Annotated in this window: 21 protein-coding genes and 1 tRNA gene; 13 read left to right on the forward strand and 9 right to left on the reverse strand. The window is 65.9% G+C overall.

Translation table 11 applies throughout. From position 1 onward, the window contains the following. The first annotated feature begins 54 nt into the window (after nucleotides 1-54). The 5 genes from ACFQ9R_RS22835 to ACFQ9R_RS22855 all read left to right on the forward strand — a co-directional run bounded on the left by ACFQ9R_RS22835 (nucleotide 55) and on the right by ACFQ9R_RS22855 (nucleotide 3,105). The gene (locus ACFQ9R_RS22835; protein WP_378993108.1) at nucleotides 55-1,341 is read left to right on the forward strand and encodes a serine hydrolase domain-containing protein; all 1,287 of its coding nucleotides are present in this window, start codon (nucleotides 55-57) and stop codon (nucleotides 1,339-1,341) included. Nucleotides 1,342-1,449: 108 nt separating this feature from the next. Then, nucleotides 1,450-2,181 carry a GntR family transcriptional regulator gene (locus tag ACFQ9R_RS22840; RefSeq protein ID WP_378993109.1) on the forward strand — a complete coding sequence of 244 codons (732 nt, stop codon included), beginning with the start codon at nucleotides 1,450-1,452 and terminating at the stop codon, nucleotides 2,179-2,181. A gap of 85 nt (nucleotides 2,182-2,266) precedes the next feature. Further along, nucleotides 2,267-2,542 (forward strand): hypothetical protein, encoded by a 276-nt coding sequence (locus tag ACFQ9R_RS22845; protein ID WP_378993112.1) that lies wholly within the window; start codon nucleotides 2,267-2,269, stop codon nucleotides 2,540-2,542. A gap of 159 nt (nucleotides 2,543-2,701) precedes the next feature. Continuing rightward, entirely contained in the window at nucleotides 2,702-2,857 is a 156-nt protein-coding gene (locus ACFQ9R_RS22850; protein ID WP_378993113.1) for a DUF6131 family protein, read from the forward strand. A 35-nt stretch (nucleotides 2,858-2,892) separates the two neighbouring features. Continuing rightward, nucleotides 2,893-3,105, forward strand: a complete 213-nt coding sequence (locus ACFQ9R_RS22855) for a hypothetical protein (protein ID WP_378993115.1) — start codon at nucleotides 2,893-2,895, stop codon at nucleotides 3,103-3,105. Between the two features lie 36 nt (nucleotides 3,106-3,141). Here the strand turns inward: ACFQ9R_RS22855 and ACFQ9R_RS22860 are convergent, their stop codons facing one another. Further along, nucleotides 3,142-3,939, reverse strand: a complete 798-nt coding sequence (locus ACFQ9R_RS22860; protein WP_378993117.1) for an MHYT domain-containing protein — start codon at nucleotides 3,937-3,939, stop codon at nucleotides 3,142-3,144. Between the two features lie 187 nt (nucleotides 3,940-4,126). Then, nucleotides 4,127-4,573, reverse strand: coding sequence for an SRPBCC family protein (locus tag ACFQ9R_RS22865; RefSeq protein ID WP_378993118.1), 447 nt, complete (start codon nucleotides 4,571-4,573; stop codon nucleotides 4,127-4,129). A gap of 163 nt (nucleotides 4,574-4,736) precedes the next feature. On the opposite strand from ACFQ9R_RS22865, the gene ACFQ9R_RS22870 reads away from it, so the two are divergent. The 3 genes from ACFQ9R_RS22870 to ACFQ9R_RS22880 all read left to right on the forward strand — a co-directional run bounded on the left by ACFQ9R_RS22870 (nucleotide 4,737) and on the right by ACFQ9R_RS22880 (nucleotide 7,977). Further along, complete coding sequence (locus ACFQ9R_RS22870) at nucleotides 4,737-6,224, forward strand: peptide MFS transporter (protein ID WP_378993119.1); 1,488 nt, start codon at nucleotides 4,737-4,739, stop codon at nucleotides 6,222-6,224. A 51-nt stretch (nucleotides 6,225-6,275) separates the two neighbouring features. Next, a complete protein-coding gene (locus ACFQ9R_RS22875; protein WP_378993120.1) occupies nucleotides 6,276-7,787 on the forward strand; it encodes an APC family permease in 1,512 nt (503 codons plus the stop codon). Nucleotides 7,788-7,903: 116 nt separating this feature from the next. Then, nucleotides 7,904-7,977, forward strand: a tRNA-Leu gene (locus ACFQ9R_RS22880). Nucleotides 7,978-8,111: 134 nt separating this feature from the next. On the opposite strand, the gene ACFQ9R_RS22885 is transcribed toward ACFQ9R_RS22880, so the two are convergent. From ACFQ9R_RS22885 to ACFQ9R_RS22895, 3 genes are all read right to left on the reverse strand, one after another. Continuing rightward, on the reverse strand, nucleotides 8,112-8,471 hold the full coding sequence (locus ACFQ9R_RS22885) for a hypothetical protein (RefSeq protein ID WP_378993121.1): 360 nt from the start codon (nucleotides 8,469-8,471) through the stop codon (nucleotides 8,112-8,114). A 329-nt stretch (nucleotides 8,472-8,800) separates the two neighbouring features. Then, a complete protein-coding gene (locus tag ACFQ9R_RS22890) occupies nucleotides 8,801-9,082 on the reverse strand; it encodes a hypothetical protein (RefSeq protein ID WP_378993123.1) in 282 nt (93 codons plus the stop codon). 95 nt (nucleotides 9,083-9,177) lie between these two features. Continuing rightward, nucleotides 9,178-9,540: a hypothetical protein gene (locus ACFQ9R_RS22895; protein WP_378993124.1), complete on the reverse strand. Its 363-nt coding sequence runs from the start codon at nucleotides 9,538-9,540 to the stop codon at nucleotides 9,178-9,180. A gap of 200 nt (nucleotides 9,541-9,740) precedes the next feature. Here ACFQ9R_RS22895 and ACFQ9R_RS22900 point away from each other — a divergent pair, with 200 nt between their 5' ends. The 4 genes from ACFQ9R_RS22900 to ACFQ9R_RS22915 all read left to right on the forward strand — a co-directional run bounded on the left by ACFQ9R_RS22900 (nucleotide 9,741) and on the right by ACFQ9R_RS22915 (nucleotide 12,979). Further along, the gene (locus tag ACFQ9R_RS22900; RefSeq protein ID WP_378993126.1) at nucleotides 9,741-10,277 is read left to right on the forward strand and encodes a contact-dependent growth inhibition system immunity protein; all 537 of its coding nucleotides are present in this window, start codon (nucleotides 9,741-9,743) and stop codon (nucleotides 10,275-10,277) included. Nucleotides 10,278-10,375: 98 nt separating this feature from the next. After that, complete coding sequence (locus tag ACFQ9R_RS22905) at nucleotides 10,376-10,657, forward strand: hypothetical protein (protein ID WP_378993128.1); 282 nt, start codon at nucleotides 10,376-10,378, stop codon at nucleotides 10,655-10,657. Between the two features lie 350 nt (nucleotides 10,658-11,007). After that, entirely contained in the window at nucleotides 11,008-11,556 is a 549-nt protein-coding gene (locus ACFQ9R_RS22910; RefSeq protein ID WP_378993130.1) for a carboxymuconolactone decarboxylase family protein, read from the forward strand. 178 nt (nucleotides 11,557-11,734) lie between these two features. Beyond that, nucleotides 11,735-12,979, forward strand: coding sequence for a hypothetical protein (locus tag ACFQ9R_RS22915; protein WP_378993133.1), 1,245 nt, complete (start codon nucleotides 11,735-11,737; stop codon nucleotides 12,977-12,979). Nucleotides 12,980-12,993: 14 nt separating this feature from the next. Here ACFQ9R_RS22915 and ACFQ9R_RS22920 read toward each other — a convergent pair whose 3' ends face one another. The 4 genes from ACFQ9R_RS22920 to ACFQ9R_RS22935 form a co-directional block, all read right to left on the reverse strand. Next, the gene (locus ACFQ9R_RS22920) at nucleotides 12,994-13,443 is read right to left on the reverse strand and encodes a cupin domain-containing protein (RefSeq protein WP_378993134.1); all 450 of its coding nucleotides are present in this window, start codon (nucleotides 13,441-13,443) and stop codon (nucleotides 12,994-12,996) included. Nucleotides 13,444-13,571: 128 nt separating this feature from the next. Further along, on the reverse strand, nucleotides 13,572-14,798 hold the full coding sequence (locus ACFQ9R_RS22925) for an acyl-CoA dehydrogenase family protein (protein ID WP_378993135.1): 1,227 nt from the start codon (nucleotides 14,796-14,798) through the stop codon (nucleotides 13,572-13,574). A gap of 52 nt (nucleotides 14,799-14,850) precedes the next feature. Further along, nucleotides 14,851-15,429 (reverse strand): TetR/AcrR family transcriptional regulator, encoded by a 579-nt coding sequence (locus tag ACFQ9R_RS22930; RefSeq protein ID WP_378993136.1) that lies wholly within the window; start codon nucleotides 15,427-15,429, stop codon nucleotides 14,851-14,853. A 70-nt stretch (nucleotides 15,430-15,499) separates the two neighbouring features. Next, complete coding sequence (locus ACFQ9R_RS22935) at nucleotides 15,500-16,741, reverse strand: cytochrome P450 (RefSeq protein ID WP_378993138.1); 1,242 nt, start codon at nucleotides 16,739-16,741, stop codon at nucleotides 15,500-15,502. A gap of 95 nt (nucleotides 16,742-16,836) precedes the next feature. On the opposite strand from ACFQ9R_RS22935, the gene ACFQ9R_RS22940 reads away from it, so the two are divergent. After that, complete coding sequence (locus ACFQ9R_RS22940) at nucleotides 16,837-17,103, forward strand: YdeI/OmpD-associated family protein (RefSeq protein ID WP_378993139.1); 267 nt, start codon at nucleotides 16,837-16,839, stop codon at nucleotides 17,101-17,103. Nucleotides 17,104-17,136 lie beyond the last annotated feature (33 nt).

Below are 17,136 nucleotides of genomic sequence, written 5' to 3' on the forward strand. Positions count from 1 at the left end.
GAGGGTTGCGTGCAGGGCTTTCTGAAATACGTTGTGGCAGCGACGATTACCGCGATGACCCTGATTTCGGGGGCATGGCTCCCGAGCTCGGCGAAGGCCGACCCGGTCACCGCGAAGCAGTGTGAGGTCACCACCGGCCGCACCCCGCAGTCCGCGACACCGGCCGAAGCCGCGCTCGACCCCGCCGTGCTGGCCGCCGCCATGGCGCGGGCCACCGACGTGACCCGCTTCAACATCCAGCTGTACCGCAACAACTGCCTGATCGCGACGGGCCCGCGCAACGCCGAATCCGGCGGGGTGGCGTGGAATCTGTGGAGCGGGACCAAGAGTGTCGTGGCGCTCGTCGCCGGGGCCGCCGTCGACGAGGGGCTGCTGCGGATCGACGAGCCGATCGGCCGCTATCTGCCACCGGGCCTCGGCGACGCCGCGCACCGGGAGATCACCGTGCGCAATCTGCTCACCGAGTCCTCGGGCATGGAAGTCGCCGTCGCCGCGGAGGGCGCGACCGGGCTGGCGCAACTCGATCCCAATGTCGTCGCGCAGGCCCTCGCGATGCCGATCGAACGCCCGCAGGGCACGATGTTCCGCTACAGCCAGCGCGCGGTGGACCTGCTGGTCTACGTGGTCCAGCAGTCGGTCGGCGAGGATTTCCAGAGCTTCGCGCAGCGAAAGCTGTTCGACCCGTTGGGCATCGCCCGCGGCGACTACTACTGGGCCCGCGACCGCGCCGGAAACACCTACGGCCACGCGCATTTGATCCTGCCGCCGGACGACTTCGCGAAACTCGGTCTGCTCGTGGGCAATCGGGGCCACTGGAACGACCGGCAGGTGATCTCCGAGGACTACATGCGCGCGGCCGTGTCACCGTCGCCGAGCATGCCCTGCTACGGCTTCCTGTTCGTGATCAACGGCGCACCGTGTCGGCTCGAATTCCCCGGACTGCCCGACGACGCGGTGAAGATGTCGGGCATGCTGCGCAACGACAGCTTCATCGTGCCCAGCCTCGGCCTGGTGCTGAATTGGACCGGTGTCGCGACGGTGGGCAGTTCGACCACCTACACCCACGACGTGATGCGCACACTCGTCTCCGCGTTCCGCGACCAGCAGATCCCCGATCCCGGCGAGTATCGGGAACGTCCCGATGTGAGCGTGACCGATCCGATGATCGCCCGGCCCGATGCCTTCTTCGGCACGCTCGGGGTCGGCCCGTACGCCTACCCCGGTTGCAACTTCCTCGACTGCCTCGGCGAAACTCCGAAGGCCCCGTTCGCGGATTCGCCACCGGGATGCGTCATCCTGGGATGCGTCGGCACCGACCCGCGTACACCGGGAATCCGCTGATCCGGGTGTAGATCTCTGGGCTCCTCGGCGCCGGTCGCGTATTCTCGGTTCCACCGGATAGGACCAGTAGGGACCGGTCGGCCTACCAGGAAAAAGGAGCCACTGGCGATGCCCGCACCGCTGCGCGACAGCGCAGTGCCCAAACACGAACAGCTGCGCGCGATCCTGCTGCAGAAGTGCACGCGCGAGCTACAGCCGGGCGACCTGCTGACCAGCGAGCGCAATCTGATGCAGGACTACGGCGTCAGCCGGATCACCGTGCGCGAGGCGGTCGGTCAGCTGGTGAACGAGGGATATCTGGTCCGGGTTCGCGGCAAGGGCACCTTCGTCGCGCACCGGCCCGTGCAGTCGCGGCTGCACCTGGCCTCGTTCACCGAGGAGATGCGCGCGCTCGGCCACCATCCGACCACCCTGGTGCTCGTTGCCGAGGAGGCGATAGCGCCCGAGGCCACCGCCCGCGCGCTGCGTCTGCCGCAGGGCGTGCTCGCCTATCACGTGCGCCGATTGCGGTTGGCCGACGACGATCCGGTCAGCGTCGACGACGCCTGGTTCAACCCCGAACTGGTGCCGGGCCTGATCTCGCACGACCTCACCGGCTCGATCTACCGGACCACGGCAGACCGCTACGGCAGGCCGATCGAACGCGCCGTGCAAACAGTCGACGCCCAGGCCGCCGAAGCCGGTGTCGCGGCGCTGCTCGGCGTCAAGAAGGGCGCTCCCGTACTGCATTTCGACCGGGTGTCGTTCAGCGCGGAGGTGCCGATCGAGCACACTCAGAGCTGGTACCGCGCCGACCGCTACCGCGTTCAGATGGAAGTGGGCCAGCGGCCACAGGCGTAGCGGACCGCGCCGATCTGGTGTGAAATCAGCGTATTTCAGTTACCGTCTGGGAGCTATCACAGCGAAGCTCTCGGAGGTATCAGCCATGTCCATCCGTCAAACCACCGCCGCCAGGGCAGGCCTGCTGGCCGTGCTCGCCGCGGGAACCCTGCTCGGCACCGCCGGCACCGCCGGCGCGGTCGGCAGCGCCGATTGGGATCTGCTCCCCTCCGGTTCGGTCGTGATCGGCCCACCCACCGGTAGCTCGATGGGCTCGGTCGACGTCGGTAGCGGCACCGGCTCGTTCGACGCCGACCTCGGTTCCAGCGCCCCGCCCCCGCCGTCGACGGGCTCGGCCGCGCTGCCGATCTTCGGACGCTGACCCGTCCCCGCGCCGCCGTGACCGACTGGTCGGCCACGGCGGCGCGGTGCCCCGGTCGCTTGGGGCACAGCCTGTTTCGAATCGGGAAAACCGGGCATGCGGCCATTGTGGGTGCCTGCCGGCATTCCACAGTCCCGACACCGAACAAGGTGAGATCTGATGATTATTCTCGGCGCAATTCTTCTCATTGCTGGACTCGTTTTCGGCATCCCCCTCCTCAGCACGGTGGGAGTCATCCTCCTCGTGGTCGGTCTCGTCCTGGCATTGGTCGGTAGCACCGGGCGTGTTATCGGCGGCCGTCGGCACTACTACTGACCATGCGCAGAATCCGTCGAACCAGAGGACCAGTCATGGCAGGCAGTAGATCACGCATCATTTCGATCGTTGTGCTGGTGTGGTTGCTGATCGGAATCCTGGCCGCGGGCCAACGCGGCTACTACACCGAACGCGATCAGAACTGCGCGACCCTCGGCACCATCGCGGTGACGATCATCGCGGGCCCCTTGAACTATGTGGGCGCCAATCCGAAGGTCGATGATTGCGACCTACCTCAGCCGAGCTGATGGATGCCGCCGTGGCCGAATACTCGGCCACGGCGGTCACTCCGGCTGACGCGGCCAGTGCTTTCCGCTGTCGGAGAGCGTGGCCGGATCGGTGCTGTACATGCCGCCCGCGCTCGTTCGCACCGGCGTGAATTCCGACCGGCTGTCGCCGGCTTCCACTTCGGCCAGCCCGACCACGATCACCAATCCGGTGACCACCAGCGACACCGTCGCGATCAACGGCAGCAGCAATTGCACCGGCGTGACACCGTCCACCACGGTCATCGATTCACCGTGGTGCACGCGCATCGCCGCCATCGCCGTGTAGTGCATGCCGCACACCGCGATTCCCATGACCAGCGCGGCGCCCGCCGTCATCAGCAGGCCACGCACGTGCAGCATGAACCACAGCGCCGCCGTGGCCGCTACCACCGCGATCACGAGCGACAACGCCATCAGCGCCGGCTCGTATTCGATGACAGCCTGGGTGCGCATCGCCCACATCCCCAGATAGTGCATGGCAGCCACCCCGAGCCCGGTGATGGCGCCGCCCATCGGCAGCGCCACCCACTCGTTGCCGCCCCCGGTGACGATGGTGAGCCCGATCAGCACCACCACGATCGCGATCACCGCGCTGAGCAGCGTCAACGGCACGTCGTAGCGGATGGCCGCACCGTCGATGCCGAATCCGAGCATGGCGGTGAAGTGCATGACCCAGATGGCGGCTCCACCCAGCGCGACCGACGCGGCGATGAGCCACCCGAGCGGCGCGGACGACGCTTTGGCGTGCACCGCGCACCGTAGCCCCAATACTGAACCGATGAACGACAGGCCGAAGGCCAGTACCGGATTCATCCAGCCATTGTTGAAGTGCTCGATATGAAGCACACGCGTTCCCCTGATCTACCCTGTGCATTTCGATAGTGGGCTAGAGACTAATCCACATGCGCAGACAGAACACCAGGACAGCGAATTCCACAAAACTATTGCAGCGCGAAATACTCGCTATCGAGAAATACGAACCGGTCGGAATTCCTGCGAGTCATTCATTCTGCGAACGAGCACGAATCAAAGCGGCCAACCGATCCAGCGATTCCTGGTTACGTGCCGAGAAGAGCAGATCTTGCGCCATGCCGGGGATCAACTGCGCGGGTCCGCGGGCGGCGCGTTCGACCATCCGGATCGTGGTGTGCCCCGGGGATTGTTCGTCGAGCGTGAGCGTGATCCATGCCGAGCCGACCGACCACAGCCGCGCCTCCAACTCCAGCCGGCGCGGCGGGTCGATCGCCCGCACCACTGTCGTATCGCTGATCAGCACCGGCCACAGCCCGAATCGGTAGTGGATGCGGCTACCGATGGCAGGCCAGCCGGGGTCGACCTCGCCGATGTGCGAGGCGCCGACCACCCAGCTCGCGTAGAGCCAGCCGTCGGCCAGGGTCGCGAACGCCCGCTCCGGCCGCACGGGCACGGTCACCTGGGCTGTCAGCACGTCTGATTTCCTCGTCCGTCGCGGGAGTCCGGTCACCACAGCCTAATTGGTGCCGGGGTCCGCCGCCGGACGTGTTCGCACCGGCCCGGCGGGCACGGCACGCCGAACCCGCGACGATGCGGGAAAATTGCTGTCCGCCGTTTCGGCGTGGGATCGTTCCCTTATGTCCACGGAAGAAACACGGCTCGGCGACCCGCCGAGCCCCGCCGACACGGCGGCCGAACGCACCCTGTTCGGTCACCCCATCGGTTTGACCAACCTGTTCGGCGTCGAGCTGTGGGAGCGTTTCTCCTTCTACGGCATGCTCACCATCCTGGGCTACTACCTCTACTACTCCACCACCGAGGGCGGCCTCGGGATCGCGCAGAGCACCGCGCTCGGCATCGTCGGCGCGTACGGCGGCTTGGTATACCTGTCCACCGTGCTCGGCGGCTGGATTGCCGACCGGGTGCTGGGGATGGAGCGAACGGTCTTCTACGGCGGTGTCGTGGTCGTGGCCGGGCATCTCGCGCTGGCGGTGTTGCCCGGGCTCACCGGTGTCGGCGTGGGTCTGGTGCTGGTCGCGCTGGGCAGTGGCGGGTTGAAGGCGAACGCGTCGTCGCTGCTTGGCACTCTCTACGCGCCGACGGACGCGCGAGTCGACGGCGGGTTCACGCTGTTCTATCTGGGCATCAACATCGGCGCGTTCTGCGGCCCGCTGCTGACCGGCCTGTTGCAGCGCGAGTGGGGTTTCCACGTCGCCTTCGGCGCGGCGGCCATCGGCATGGCGCTCGGCCTGGCCCAGTACGTGATCTTCCGCCGCAATCTCGGCACCCACGGGCGCGAGGTCCCCAATCCCATCACCCGCCGTGAACTGACCCCCGTGCTGATCGGCGTCGTCGTCGCCGCGGTCGCGGTGCTGGTCGCCGTGCTGACGAAGCTGATCACCCTCGAGAATCTCTCCGACGTCACCACCGGCGTCATCGTGGCCGCCTCGGTCGTCTACTTCGCGGTGATGCTACGCAGCGCCAAGGTGACCCAGGTCGAACGAACACGGGTGGTCGCGTTCATCCCGCTGTTCCTCGCCAACGCGGTGTTCTGGTCGCTGTTCCAGCAGATGTTCACCATGCTCGCGGTGTATTCCGACGAGCGCGTCGACTGGCGGATCTTCGGCTGGGAGGCACCGGCCAGCTGGATCGGTTCGGTCGAGCCGGTGTGGATCATCGCGCTCTCGCCGCTGTTCGCGCTGATGTGGACCAAGCTCGGCAATCGCGCGCCGAGCACGCCGATCAAGTTCGCGCTCGGCGTCATCGGGATGGGCATCGCGTTCTGGTTGTTCGCGCTGCTCAGCGGTTTCGACGGCAAGACCGTGCCGGTGCTCGCCGTCTTCGTGATCCTCGGCGGCTTCGCGGTCTCGGAATTGCTGCTCTCGCCGATCGGTCTCGCGGTCACCACGCATCTCGCGCCCGCCGCGTTCCGCTCGCAGATGATGGCCCTGTACTTCTTCTCCGTCGGTATCGGCACGTCGATGGCGGGCACGCTGGCCCGCTTCTACAGCCCCGAGAGCGAAACCGCCTACTTCGGGTTCAGCGGTGCCGCGGCCATCGTGGCCGGTCTCGTCGTCATCGCGTGCGCGCCCTGGATCAAGCGCCGCATGCAGGGCGTGCACTGACCTGGTTACGGGTAATCCCCGATTACGTTCGTGAGAAGAAGGAGAAATACCGTGCCGACACCGCAAGACGCTCCAGGCGTGGGCCGATCGCCCGGCCGAGGGAGCGGGTTGTTCCGCACCAAATCCGTCGAGCAGTCGATTCTCGACACCGACGATCCCGATTCCAAACTCCGCAAAGATCTGACGGCCTGGGATCTCACGGTCTTCGGTGTCGCCGTCGTCGTCGGCGCGGGCATCTTCACACTGACCGCACGCACCGCGGGCAATGTGGCCGGGCCGTCGGTGTCACTGGCATTCGTTTTCGCGGCGATCGCGTGTGGGCTCACCGCGGTTTGTTATGCGGAATTCGCGTCGACCGTGCCGGTGGCCGGTAGCGCCTACACCTATTCCTATGCCACTTTCGGTGAATTGGTGGCGTGGATCATCGGCTGGGACCTGATCTTGGAATTCGCGCTCGCCGCGTCGGTGGTCGCGAAAGGCTGGTCGCAATATCTCGGCACGGTATTCGGATTCGATTCCGCCACTGTGCAACTGGGGTCGATCACCTTCGACTGGGGCGCGGTGTTACTGCTCGCCGTACTCGGCGTGCTGCTCGCCGTCGGCACCAAGGTGTCCTCACGGGTGTCGGCCGTCGCGGTGGCGATCAAGCTCGCCGTCATCGCGCTGGTGCTCGTGCTCGGTATCACCTATTTCAAGGCGTCCAACCTGAGCCCGTACATCCCGCCGTCGCAGCCCGCCGAGGAAAGCGCCAGCGGACTGCACCAGACGCTGTTCCAGTTCATCACCGGCGCGGGTGACACCAACTTCGGCTGGTACGGCCTGCTCGCCGCGGCCAGCATCGTGTTCTTCGCGTTCATCGGCTTCGACGTGGTGGCGACCGCCGCCGAGGAGACCAAGAACCCGCAGAAGGCGGTGCCGCGCGGCATTCTCGGTTCGCTGCTGATCGTCACCGTGCTCTACGTGGCGGTAACGCTGGTGCTCACCGGCATGGTGCCCTACACCGAGCTGTCCGGTGAGAACGCCACGCTGGCAACGGCATTCCAGATCCACGGCGTGGACTGGGCCAAGAACGTCATCTCCATCGGCGCCCTGGCCGGCCTCACCACCGTGGTGATGGTGCTGTTCCTCGGACAGACCCGCGTGCTGTTCGCGATGTCGCGCGACGGTCTGCTGCCCCGCGGGCTGGCCCACACCGGCAAGCGCGGCACGCCGGTGCGGCTCACCGCCATCGTCGGTGTGATCTGCTGCGTGCTGGCCGGTTTCGTCGACTTCGGCACGCTGGAAGAAATGGTGAACATCGGCACGCTGTTCGCCTTCGTCCTGGTCTCGGTGGGCGTCGTCATCCTGCGCCGCACCCGCCCCGACCTGCCCCGCGGCTTCCGGGTCCCCCTGGTCCCCCTCATCCCCATCCTGGCGGTCGCGGCCTGCCTGTGGCTGATGGTGAACCTCTCGGTGGAAACCTGGCTGCGCTTCGTGATCTGGATGGCCATCGGCTTCGCCGTCTACTTCGCCTACGGCCGCCGCCACTCGGTCCTCGGCAAAAAGGCCGCGAGTGACGACTGACCAGCCCCTTCGATGACATGATCGGTCCCGGCGTGGTCTGTTCCGACACGCCGGGCCGACCTTGTCGACCAACAGGATTCCGGTACACCCGTACGATTCGCTACGCTATCCGGGACGCCCCTATAGCCCAATTGGCAGAGGCAGCGGACTTAAAATCCGCACAGTCAGGGTTCGAGTCCCTGTGGGGGCACTCAAGTACCAGGTCATGCCCGGTAACTGGGCTGAACTGCTTGCAAACTGCGGCCTGTCACCAAAAATATGCCAAGAATTCCTGGCCAACTTCCTGCCGCCGATCCTCGAGTCGGCGGTCGACTGGGGAGTGACCTAGTCCGTTGACGGTGGGATGATGCTGAAGACGGTAGCGACGCAGTGCCAGAACGATGGGACCGCCTCGCCGACCGGACCCACTATCTGGCCGGGGTGGACATCCGAGAGGCACTCGATGATCACGGTGCCGTCGACCGCCTCGATGAGCGATCCCGGGGCGCGGACGACCACTTCCTCGATCGACGCTTCGGACACCGGCCGGACCGTGACAACCAGATCGTGCATCGACATCGTCGCTGCCATGTCCTGGTCACGGCCGGAGCGCACAACGCTATCCACGATGTCGGTCAGGTGCTGCATGTTGGGGTGCCGCTCGGACAACCTCCGATAGAAGCGCGCGATCTCGCTCCAGGGCACATCATGGAAGTCCTCAGTCCACGCACTGAGCCTGTTGCTCCTCATACGTCCAACTATGCCTTTCGATCCGGACAGGGCTGAAGACTACGTCGATGCCCTCGAGTCCATCTGTGAGGCCATTGGCGGTGAGTTCGTCATCGATGTGGGTTTCCGTTTCAGCAATGAGGATTTCGACGAGTACGAGCTGGTCATCGGCCTGAACGACGGCAGCATCCTACTGATGACAGAGGGAGGCGACTGGGGTTATCGGAGCAAACGGCATGCGCTGGAGGCATTCGAGGACCCGTCGATTCTTACCGCCGGGCGATGCCTTCCCCTGACAGAACTGGTCATGCAGGATCGCTCGGCCGCTGGTGGCCGTGTTCGAGTTCTGCTCCTGACTGATCGTGCATCCGCAGCTTCATGTCGGAAGAACCAACCCACACCTCGTACCAATCTCCGTGGAACGTGACGTCGAAATGTGGGCCGCCCATCATCTTCTCGTCATGGTCGGCCTCGTCGTAGCCGATGGTGAACTCGTCCCCAGGGCGCATCCAGTAGTCCTCTCCCCATGGCTCGATGCGGACCTCCAGCGTCGTCTCGCTCCCATTTCTCAACCTGATAGCCGCCACGGAACAAAGCCTATGAGAACGTCTGATTCGTTCGGTAACCGATCCGCGCAGGTCGGCTCGCTTTCACGTCGGACTGGTGATCGTCTGCTCGACGTTTAGCGCCGATCGCTCAGGGGCGGCAGCCGTCCGATGACAGCAGACAGCAGAAAAGCGACTATCCCTGTTTGCGTGAGCAGCCGAGCTGCCGGGTCGCCCAGATCGCTACTGAGCACCATCCGGGACACCCCGGCGAGTACCAAGATGGCGACGATGACTGCGACTACTGTCCTGCGTTCGGTCCATCGCTTCTGGGGATCGCGTGCCGAGGTGGCGGGGTTCCCGGCCGTGGCGAATGCGGCGAGGAACAGCAGGCTGGCGATCGCGGTCGCCAAGCCGAACATTCGAGCAGCTGCGACGTCGTTCCAATCCTGGCTGACGATCAATCGAATCATGGCAGCGAGGTAGAGCCCGGCTACCACGATCGCAGCATTCTTCCAACGCCGCGCCCACCTACTCTCTGGGCTCTCGGGCACCTCCGACGCGTACTGACCTATCACCGTTGGACGATCCCATGCATCCTGCAGTGCCGCGACCCGCGCGAGCCCGAAGGCCGCACAACCACCCGTCGAACGGACTCAATTGCCGATGTACGTGTCAGCGAGGGCGTCGGACCAGACCGGTGACCATTACTGTGGGGCCGGTCCTGACAGCGCCGATGCTTCACGTGAACGAGCAGAGTGCCATTGAGATGAGAGCGGTGAAAAACGTGGCCGACAGCGAAGAGTTCTCACAATCGGTGCAGGACATCGAGGGTGACGTTTGGCCGGCAGCCGCTCCGGAGGACACTTATCTGGTTAGGACAATCCACCGGATGCGGCAGGTTCCGATCGGAGAACTGGATATCGAGGGCCTGCGAATCATGTTGTCGCAGAATGTTGGAACCACGGCAATACTCTCTCGAGCGCTTGATCAGCTGGAGGCGAATCCGCTTGCCGCCGGTCACTTTGGTCCGGGTGACCTGTTGCGGGCGGTACTCCGGCTTCATGAGGAACGATGGTCAGACTCTGCCGAGGTCTTGGCTAAAGTGCGAGGCATTGCCCAGCGAGCGGATGTGATGATCGTCGAGACGGACGGCGCGCAAGTTCCAGAGCTGCGCGGCTTGATCGTGAAATTCCTGTCAGACCGGTCCGAGGTCGATCCAGGTCGAACGCACTGAAATGCCGCTCACCGCACTGACCGAACCGGCCAGTGCCGCTTGTGGTCGAGTGTCCGTCAGACCCGCCTTCTCACAGGCAAATCGCATAGTCTGCCGCAGTGCCCAAGCTGATCCTGTCGAACCCTTTCTCAGAGAAAATACTCACGGTCTGGCTCGAACCGTGGGGCCGGGATTACTGGATGCGACCGGGAGATGTCTTCATCATCGAATCCGACAACCGCGCCTCCTTCGAGCAGGCGAATGATGATCCGCCATTCGAGGTGTCGTGGCTCGAGGACGGCATCATGGTCGGTGTGATGGTGGACAGCACCGTGCGGGATCGGGACGGAATTGAGCTCGAGTGCGGCCATCAACGGCCTGTTGACCTCGACGGGCGGTAGCCCGTAGCTCGGGCTGGATCCGGTGCGTCGAGACTGCCTCTAGACATCCTCTGCTGCCGCTTACCGCGCGGATGTGGCGTTCAAGAAGGACGTCGCGGTCCCATCTAGTGCCATGGCCGATCCGGCCAGGCGCTCCCTTGGCGAAATCTGATGAACCGCTTGCTGTTACGCCACCACGCCGGATCACTGTGCAGCCCGTCCCCGAGCAACACGGTTCGCCCACCCAAACTTCGGGCGTGACGCTTTCGGTGGGTCGCGCCGGGCAAGTAAGGCGGATCACCCTGGGGGTTCAGTGGGATCCGGCGTAGGTTCATTTGCAGGGAAATCGTCGGCACGAAGGGGTGTTATCGATGCGGGTGGTCACGCGGGTTCGGGGATACGTCAAGGTGCTGGGGCAGGCTCGGCGTCATCGGGGGGATCTGGTGGGGTGGCTCGGGCGGCGGCCGCAGATCGCGGCGGCGACGCTGACCTATGAGACGGCGTTGTTGTTCAGCAACAAGCTCGATCCTCGGCTCAAGGAGTTGGCCGAGCTCAAGACGGCGGGGCTGGTGGCCTGTCAGTTCTGTCTCGATATCGGGTCCGCCCTGGCGCATACGTCGGGGCTGACCGAGCAGCAGCTCGTCGATCTGCCTCGGTATCGGACCAGTGATGCCTACACCGAGCTGGAGAAGCTGGTGATCGCGTTCGCGGAGGCGATGACGGTGACACCGGCGGTCGATATCGAGGAATTGCGCGCAACGCTGCTCACCCATCTGTCGAAGGCACAGCTGGCCGAGTTGGCGGCAAGCATCGCGTGGGAGAACCAGCGGGCTCGGCTCAACCAAGGTCTCGGTGTGCAGCCGACCGGGATGGCCGACGGGCTGGCGTGCGCGATGCCGGAACCACGGCAGGCCCCGTAAACGGCGAATACCAGACGCCGACAGCCGCGCCTGGATAGGACGCGAGTTGGGGATACGAGTAGCCCGTGGGCGTTCGCTGCCATGCAGTGCACTACGGTGATCGCGAGCCGACCACGGTGACGTGGACGCGCGGGATTCTTCGACAGTTCGCCAGTTCGAGCGCAGCGAGGGGATCGTCATGCATTCGGTTGGGGCTTTGATCGTTCGCGTCGGTTGTGTGGTGGCAACGGTGCTGGCCGCGGTGGGGTTCGCCGCGCCCGCCTCCGCGGACCCGCCGGACTCGCCGCTGTGCGCGTGGCGGTTCATGTCCAACAGCACCGTGCTGAATGTGGCGTTCCCCGATGCGAATTCGACGTATTGGCTGATGCCCTACGCGCTGGGACCGGGTGACTCGATCGAGTTGTCCGGTACCTATCCGGCCGCCCGGTATTTCTCGTTGAACACCTACGGGACCGACCTCGACACCGTGGACACCTTGCGCGACGACCAGATCGTCGCCGACCCGGGCAGCGCCAACCCGTTCGTCGATGCCGCCGCCGCGTCGCTGCCCGCCGCGCAGCAGCGCTGGCATGCCACGTTGGTCAACAGGCCGGCCGATCACAGCCGCAACGAGATCCAGGCTGTCGCGAGTGGGCAGAGCACACCGATCGGCTTCGTCATCGTCCGTGTCTATGTTCCGACCGATCCGGCTTCGCTCAGCGGCGGCGTCGCGCTGCCCGATGTGAAGCTCTCGATCGCGGGCTCCGACGCTCCGGCCCAGCCGTGCGCGCAGCCCTTCGACCCGGCCACCTACACCGGCCCGGTCGCTGACGCCGCCAAGGCCGCCTTCGATCGCGCGATCGCCCAGGCCGCCTCGGGCGCGTTCCCCGGCAACACACCGGAGGCGACGTTCGGGAACCCGGCGAGCACCTCCGGGCTCTTCCCGAACGGCGACAACAAGTACATCGGAACGCGGATCAGCTATCAGCCGGGACGCCTGCTGGTGGTGCGCGGTAAGGCCCCTACATTCCCGAATACCCGTGCGGGACAATCGCCTACCGATCCGAACCAGCAGGTGCGGTATTGGTCGATGTGCCAGAACGACCTGCGCTCGCCCTACCCCGTTGTCGCCTGCGCGGCCGACTTCCAGACCGCGATCGACGCGTCCGGCTACTACACCTATGTGGTCGCCGCACCCGCGGACGTGCCCGCGAACCTCGACCCGAGCGTGACGGTGATTCCCTGGGGCAGCACCGACGTGGACAAGGTCCTGTTCCTGCGGAACATGACCCCGAGCCCGGCGTTCTATCCGAATTCGATCCAGGCGTCCCAGGACTCCGGCGCCGACCCGGCCGCCACGATGGGCCCGTATTACCCGGAAACCGCCTATTGCGGCACCGTGACGTTCGCCGCGGGCGGCGCCGGAGCGTGCCTGACCACCTGAGCCCCGAGTAGCGGCTACGGGCAGTCCGGGGCAGGGGCGTCCACGAAGAGCGGTTCGTTCGCGCGGTTGAGATAGGCGACGTACAGCTCGGCGGGCCGGTCGCCGAGGTTGCGGCCAACATGGACGTGGTCCGGGCCGACGGTCTCGGACAGGCCCTCGCCGGCGGAGTACGTCGTCGGTACGCAATCCGCCTCGTATCGGGTCACCTGGCCCGCGGTGATCACGGCGAGAACAGTGCCGTCGTGGTAATGCCACCCGAGCGTGCCCCCGGGGGCGATGGTGATCCGCCGGAAGGTGAACGTGCTCGGCAACGAGGCGAAGGGGCTGAACGCGCTGACATCGACCTGGGCCAGCGGTTCGACGGTCACGCCGGAGGACGGGGTGGCCGAAGACGACGGCGCCAGGGTGACGACCGCGGCGGCGACCACCACGGCGCCGGCGAGAGCATTCCGGTGGGTTCGCACCTTCATCAGTATACGAGCGGACTACCTGCGCGAACAGCCGAAAATAGACCCCACTGCAGGACAGCCCGCCGCGAAACGGACGGCACGCTCCGAAGCCGGAGCGTGCCGCGAACGCGGGCCGCCGCGTACTACCCGGCGATCAGGCCCTTGGCGATGTGGGTGACCTGGATTTCGTTGCTGCCCGCGTAGATCATCAGCGACTTGGCGTCACGGGCCAGCTGTTCGACCTTGTACTCGGCCGTGTACCCGTTGCCGCCGAACAGCTGCACGGCCTCCATCGCGACCTCGGTGGCGGCGCGGGAGGAGTAGAGCTTCATCGCCGAGGCCTCGGCGAGGGTCACCTTGTCACCCGCGGCGGTGCGCTCGATGGCGTTGAACACCATGTTCTGCACATTGATTCGCGCGATCTCCATCTCGGCCAGCTTCAGCTGGATGAGCTGGAACTGCGCGATCTCCTTGCCCCACAGCGTGCGGGACTTGGCGTAATCCACACACAGGCGGTGACATTCGTTGATGATGCCCAGCGCGAGGGAGGCGATGCCGATGCGTTCGGCCGCGAAAGATTCTTTAGCGCTGTCTTTTCCGTCGCCCTTGGCCGGGTTCTCGGTTTCGCCGAGCAACCGGTCGGGGGTGATGCGGACGTTCTCGAAGAACAGCTCGCCCGTGGGCGAGGAGTTCATGCCCATCTTCTTGAACGCGGGACTCTGCACGAAACCGGGCATGCCCTTGTCCAGCACGAACGTCAGCACCTTGCGGTCGCGGCGGTCGGTGCCGTCCTCTTCGTCGAGCTTGGCGTAGACGATGGTGACGTCGGCGTGGGGGCCGTTGGTGATGAACGTCTTGCGGCCGTTGAGGATGTAGTCCTCGCCGTCGCGGCGGACGTAGGACTTCATGCCGCCGAACGCGTCCGAGCCCGAATCGGGTTCGGTGATGGCCCAGGCGCCGACCTTCGCCATGGTGACCAGTTCGGGCAGCCAGCGCTTCTTCTGCGCGAGGGTGCCGCGGCTGCGGATGGTGCCCACGGCGAGACCGAGGCTCACGCCCATGGAGGCCACCAGACCCAGGCTCACGCCGGCGAGCTCACTGTTGAGGACCACACCCATGCTGCCCGCGCCGCTGAAACCGCCGCCCGGCTTACCCGAGCCGGTGGTACCCGCCTCTTCGCGGGCGAGCGCCTTCTCGAGGCCCTCGCGCGCCAGCTCGTCGAGCCCGAAGGTGGCGTACAGCTTGCGGATGATGTCGAACGGCGGCAGCGCACCGCTCTCCAGCTGGTCGACGTGCGGGGTGACCTCCTTGGCGATGAAGCCGCGCACAGCGTCGCGGAACATCAGGTCTTCGTCTGACCACTGGTACATATCTGGACTCCCGAGGGATCGCCGGAACTTTCCCTCGAATATAGAACACGTTCTAATTCGGTGCGACGAACGTACGGCTGATGACCGGGGCGACGAATTCTTCGAGCATGGCGCGTTCGTCGGCGGCATCGCGGCCGGGAGCCGACAGCAGCGAGACGATGATGCGGGTGAGCCAGCGGGCCAGGCGGCTCCGTTCCGGGTCGGTCAGGTCCGTGGGGGCGAAGATGGTGGCGGCCAGCGATTCGATGACGTCGGAGTCCTGGCTGATGCGGCCCGCCGTGCCGGAGTCGGCGGGCCGGAACCACGCGATGAGCAGGGGGTTGGCGCGGACTTCTTCGACCGCGCCGAGCATCGCGGCGATGATGCGTTCGCCCGGGTCGGCGATGTCGCGGAACCGCTCGCCGAGCTGGGCGACGATGCGGCGGGTCTCGCGATGCACGAACGCCAGACGCACCGCGTGCCGGTTGTCGAAGTAGCGATACAGCGTGGCGCGCGAGCACCCGGCGGCCTTGGCGATTTCGGCCATGCCGACCGCGGCCACCCCGTGTTCGGCGAACAGTTCGGCGGCCGCGTCGATGATGCGTTCGGCGGCCAGGTCCGCCCGATCGGCGCCCAGCCAGTCACCGCTCATGCTGTTTCCCCGCGGCATGCTCGGGCGCCCTGCGTGGTTACTCGGGCTGCCGCCTCCGGGCGCCGACCGCTCATGCCGGGCCCTCCGCGCGGAACGGCACCGAGACCGGCCAGCGCACGTAGTTGCCCTGCGACCACTGCACCGCGTCGAGGTCGACGGTGAAGCCGGGGCAGCGGGTGAGCAGTTCCTCGAGCGCGACGCGCGCCTGCATGCGGGCGGCCGCCGCGCCGAGGCAGTGGTGGTGGCCGTGACTGAAGCTGAGGATGCGCTTGGGGTCGCGGCGGATATCGAGTTCGCCTGCGGTGGGCCCGAATTCGCGCTCGTCGCGGTTGCCCGAACCGTAGAGGAGCAGCACGCGGCGGCCCTCCGGGATGATGGTGTCGTGCAGTTCGACATCGCGGGTGGTGGTGCGTGCCAGGCCCTGCACCGGTGAGGTCATCCGCAGGAACTCCTCGATGGAGTCCGGGATGAGCGAGGGATCGTCGATGAGCAGCTGTCGCTGGTCGGGGGCGGCGGTGAGCAGCTGGACCGCACCGCCGAGATTGCCGGTGGTGGTGTCGTTGCCGCCGGTGATCATCGTGAACGCGAAGCCGAGGATCGCGACCAGGCCCTCGTTGTCGCCGTCGGCGCCGAGACCGGAGGCCAGCAGGTGCGAGATGGTGTCGTCGCCCGGTTCGACGCGGCGGCGGGCGATCAATTCACTGAAATAGCCGACCATTTCGCCCACCGCGGTGAAAGCGTTCTGGTCGCCCGCGGCAAGCCCGGCCCCCGCGACCGCGCCGCCGACGATGTTCTCGGTCCACGCGTCGAACTTCTCGTGATCCTGTTCCGGCACACCGAGATAGTGGGCGACGACCATGGTGGGCAGCGGCTTGAACAGGTCCTTGACGATGTCGCCCTCGCCCGCCGCGCGCAGTCTCTCGATGCGTTCGACGATGAATCTGCGCACCGCGGGCTCGACCGAATTCACCTGGCGCGGAGTGAATCCCGGCGACACCCGACGCCGGAAATCGGTGTGCTCCGGCGGGTCCATGAAGACGAACGGCTTGACGGCGCCGAACCCGGCGGCGACCAGGTCGACGTAGTCGACGGTCAGCCCCGACGCGGAGGAGAAGGTCGCGGGGTCGCGCGCCGCCATCCACACGTCGGCATGCCGGGACAGCACGTAGAAGTCGTTGTCCTCCTGCCCCGCGGGGATCACTCGGTGAACAGGGTCGTGATCACGCAGTGCGGAATACATGGACCAGGGATCGCGCCAAGTGTCTCCGGAGCGAAGTTCGAACCGCACCGAATGAGACATCGTTGTACTCATGACTTCATCATGAGACATATACTCTGTTTTGTCTAGCATCGCCGATGAAGCTCGCGATACCCGCAGGTCGAACGCTCGCGCGCTACCGTGGACCGATGAGCAGTCGACAGGTACCCGGGGGCGTTGTGCACGAGTTGCCGGCTGATCTGCGTGCTGCGCTGCTCGCCAACTCGGTAGCGCTGGGCGCCTGGCAGGACATCACGCCGCTGGCCCGCAACGAGTTCATCTGCTGGGTCGAGGACGCCAAGCAGGACGTGACCCGCGCACGGCGGATTCGGCGCACCCAGGAGGAGCTGGAGGAAGGTCAGCGGCGTCCGTGCTGCTGGCCCGGGTGCCGGCATCGCGAGCGCACCGGCAGCTGAACCGGCGGATTCCAAGAATCCGGCAAGCTTTCT

It is taken from the genome of Nocardia sp. NPDC056541, from assembly GCF_042794235.1.
GTDB lineage: Bacteria > Actinomycetota > Actinomycetes > Mycobacteriales > Mycobacteriaceae > Nocardia.

Bases quoted from the DNA above. Each gene is read 5' to 3' on its own strand.
- ACFQ9R_RS22835 (WP_378993108.1), top strand. From the start codon at position 55: ATGACCCTGATTTCGGGGGCATGGCTCCCGAGCTCGGCGAAGGCCGAC.
- ACFQ9R_RS22840 (WP_378993109.1), top strand. From the start codon at position 1,450: ATGCCCGCACCGCTGCGCGACAGCGCAGTGCCCAAACACGAACAGCTG.
- ACFQ9R_RS22845 (WP_378993112.1), top strand. From the start codon at position 2,267: ATGTCCATCCGTCAAACCACCGCCGCCAGGGCAGGCCTGCTGGCCGTG.
- ACFQ9R_RS22850 (WP_378993113.1), top strand. From the start codon at position 2,702: ATGATTATTCTCGGCGCAATTCTTCTCATTGCTGGACTCGTTTTCGGC.
- ACFQ9R_RS22855 (WP_378993115.1), top strand. From the start codon at position 2,893: ATGGCAGGCAGTAGATCACGCATCATTTCGATCGTTGTGCTGGTGTGG.
- ACFQ9R_RS22860 (WP_378993117.1), bottom strand. From the start codon at position 3,939: ATGAATCCGGTACTGGCCTTCGGCCTGTCGTTCATCGGTTCAGTATTG.
- ACFQ9R_RS22870 (WP_378993119.1), top strand. From the start codon at position 4,737: ATGTCCACGGAAGAAACACGGCTCGGCGACCCGCCGAGCCCCGCCGAC.
- ACFQ9R_RS22910 (WP_378993130.1), top strand. From the start codon at position 11,008: ATGCGGGTGGTCACGCGGGTTCGGGGATACGTCAAGGTGCTGGGGCAG.
- ACFQ9R_RS22915 (WP_378993133.1), top strand. From the start codon at position 11,735: ATGCATTCGGTTGGGGCTTTGATCGTTCGCGTCGGTTGTGTGGTGGCA.
- ACFQ9R_RS22925 (WP_378993135.1), bottom strand. From the start codon at position 14,798: ATGTACCAGTGGTCAGACGAAGACCTGATGTTCCGCGACGCTGTGCGC.
- ACFQ9R_RS22930 (WP_378993136.1), bottom strand. From the start codon at position 15,429: ATGAGCGGTGACTGGCTGGGCGCCGATCGGGCGGACCTGGCCGCCGAA.
- ACFQ9R_RS22935 (WP_378993138.1), bottom strand. From the start codon at position 16,741: ATGAGTACAACGATGTCTCATTCGGTGCGGTTCGAACTTCGCTCCGGA.
- ACFQ9R_RS22940 (WP_378993139.1), top strand. From the start codon at position 16,837: ATGAGCAGTCGACAGGTACCCGGGGGCGTTGTGCACGAGTTGCCGGCT.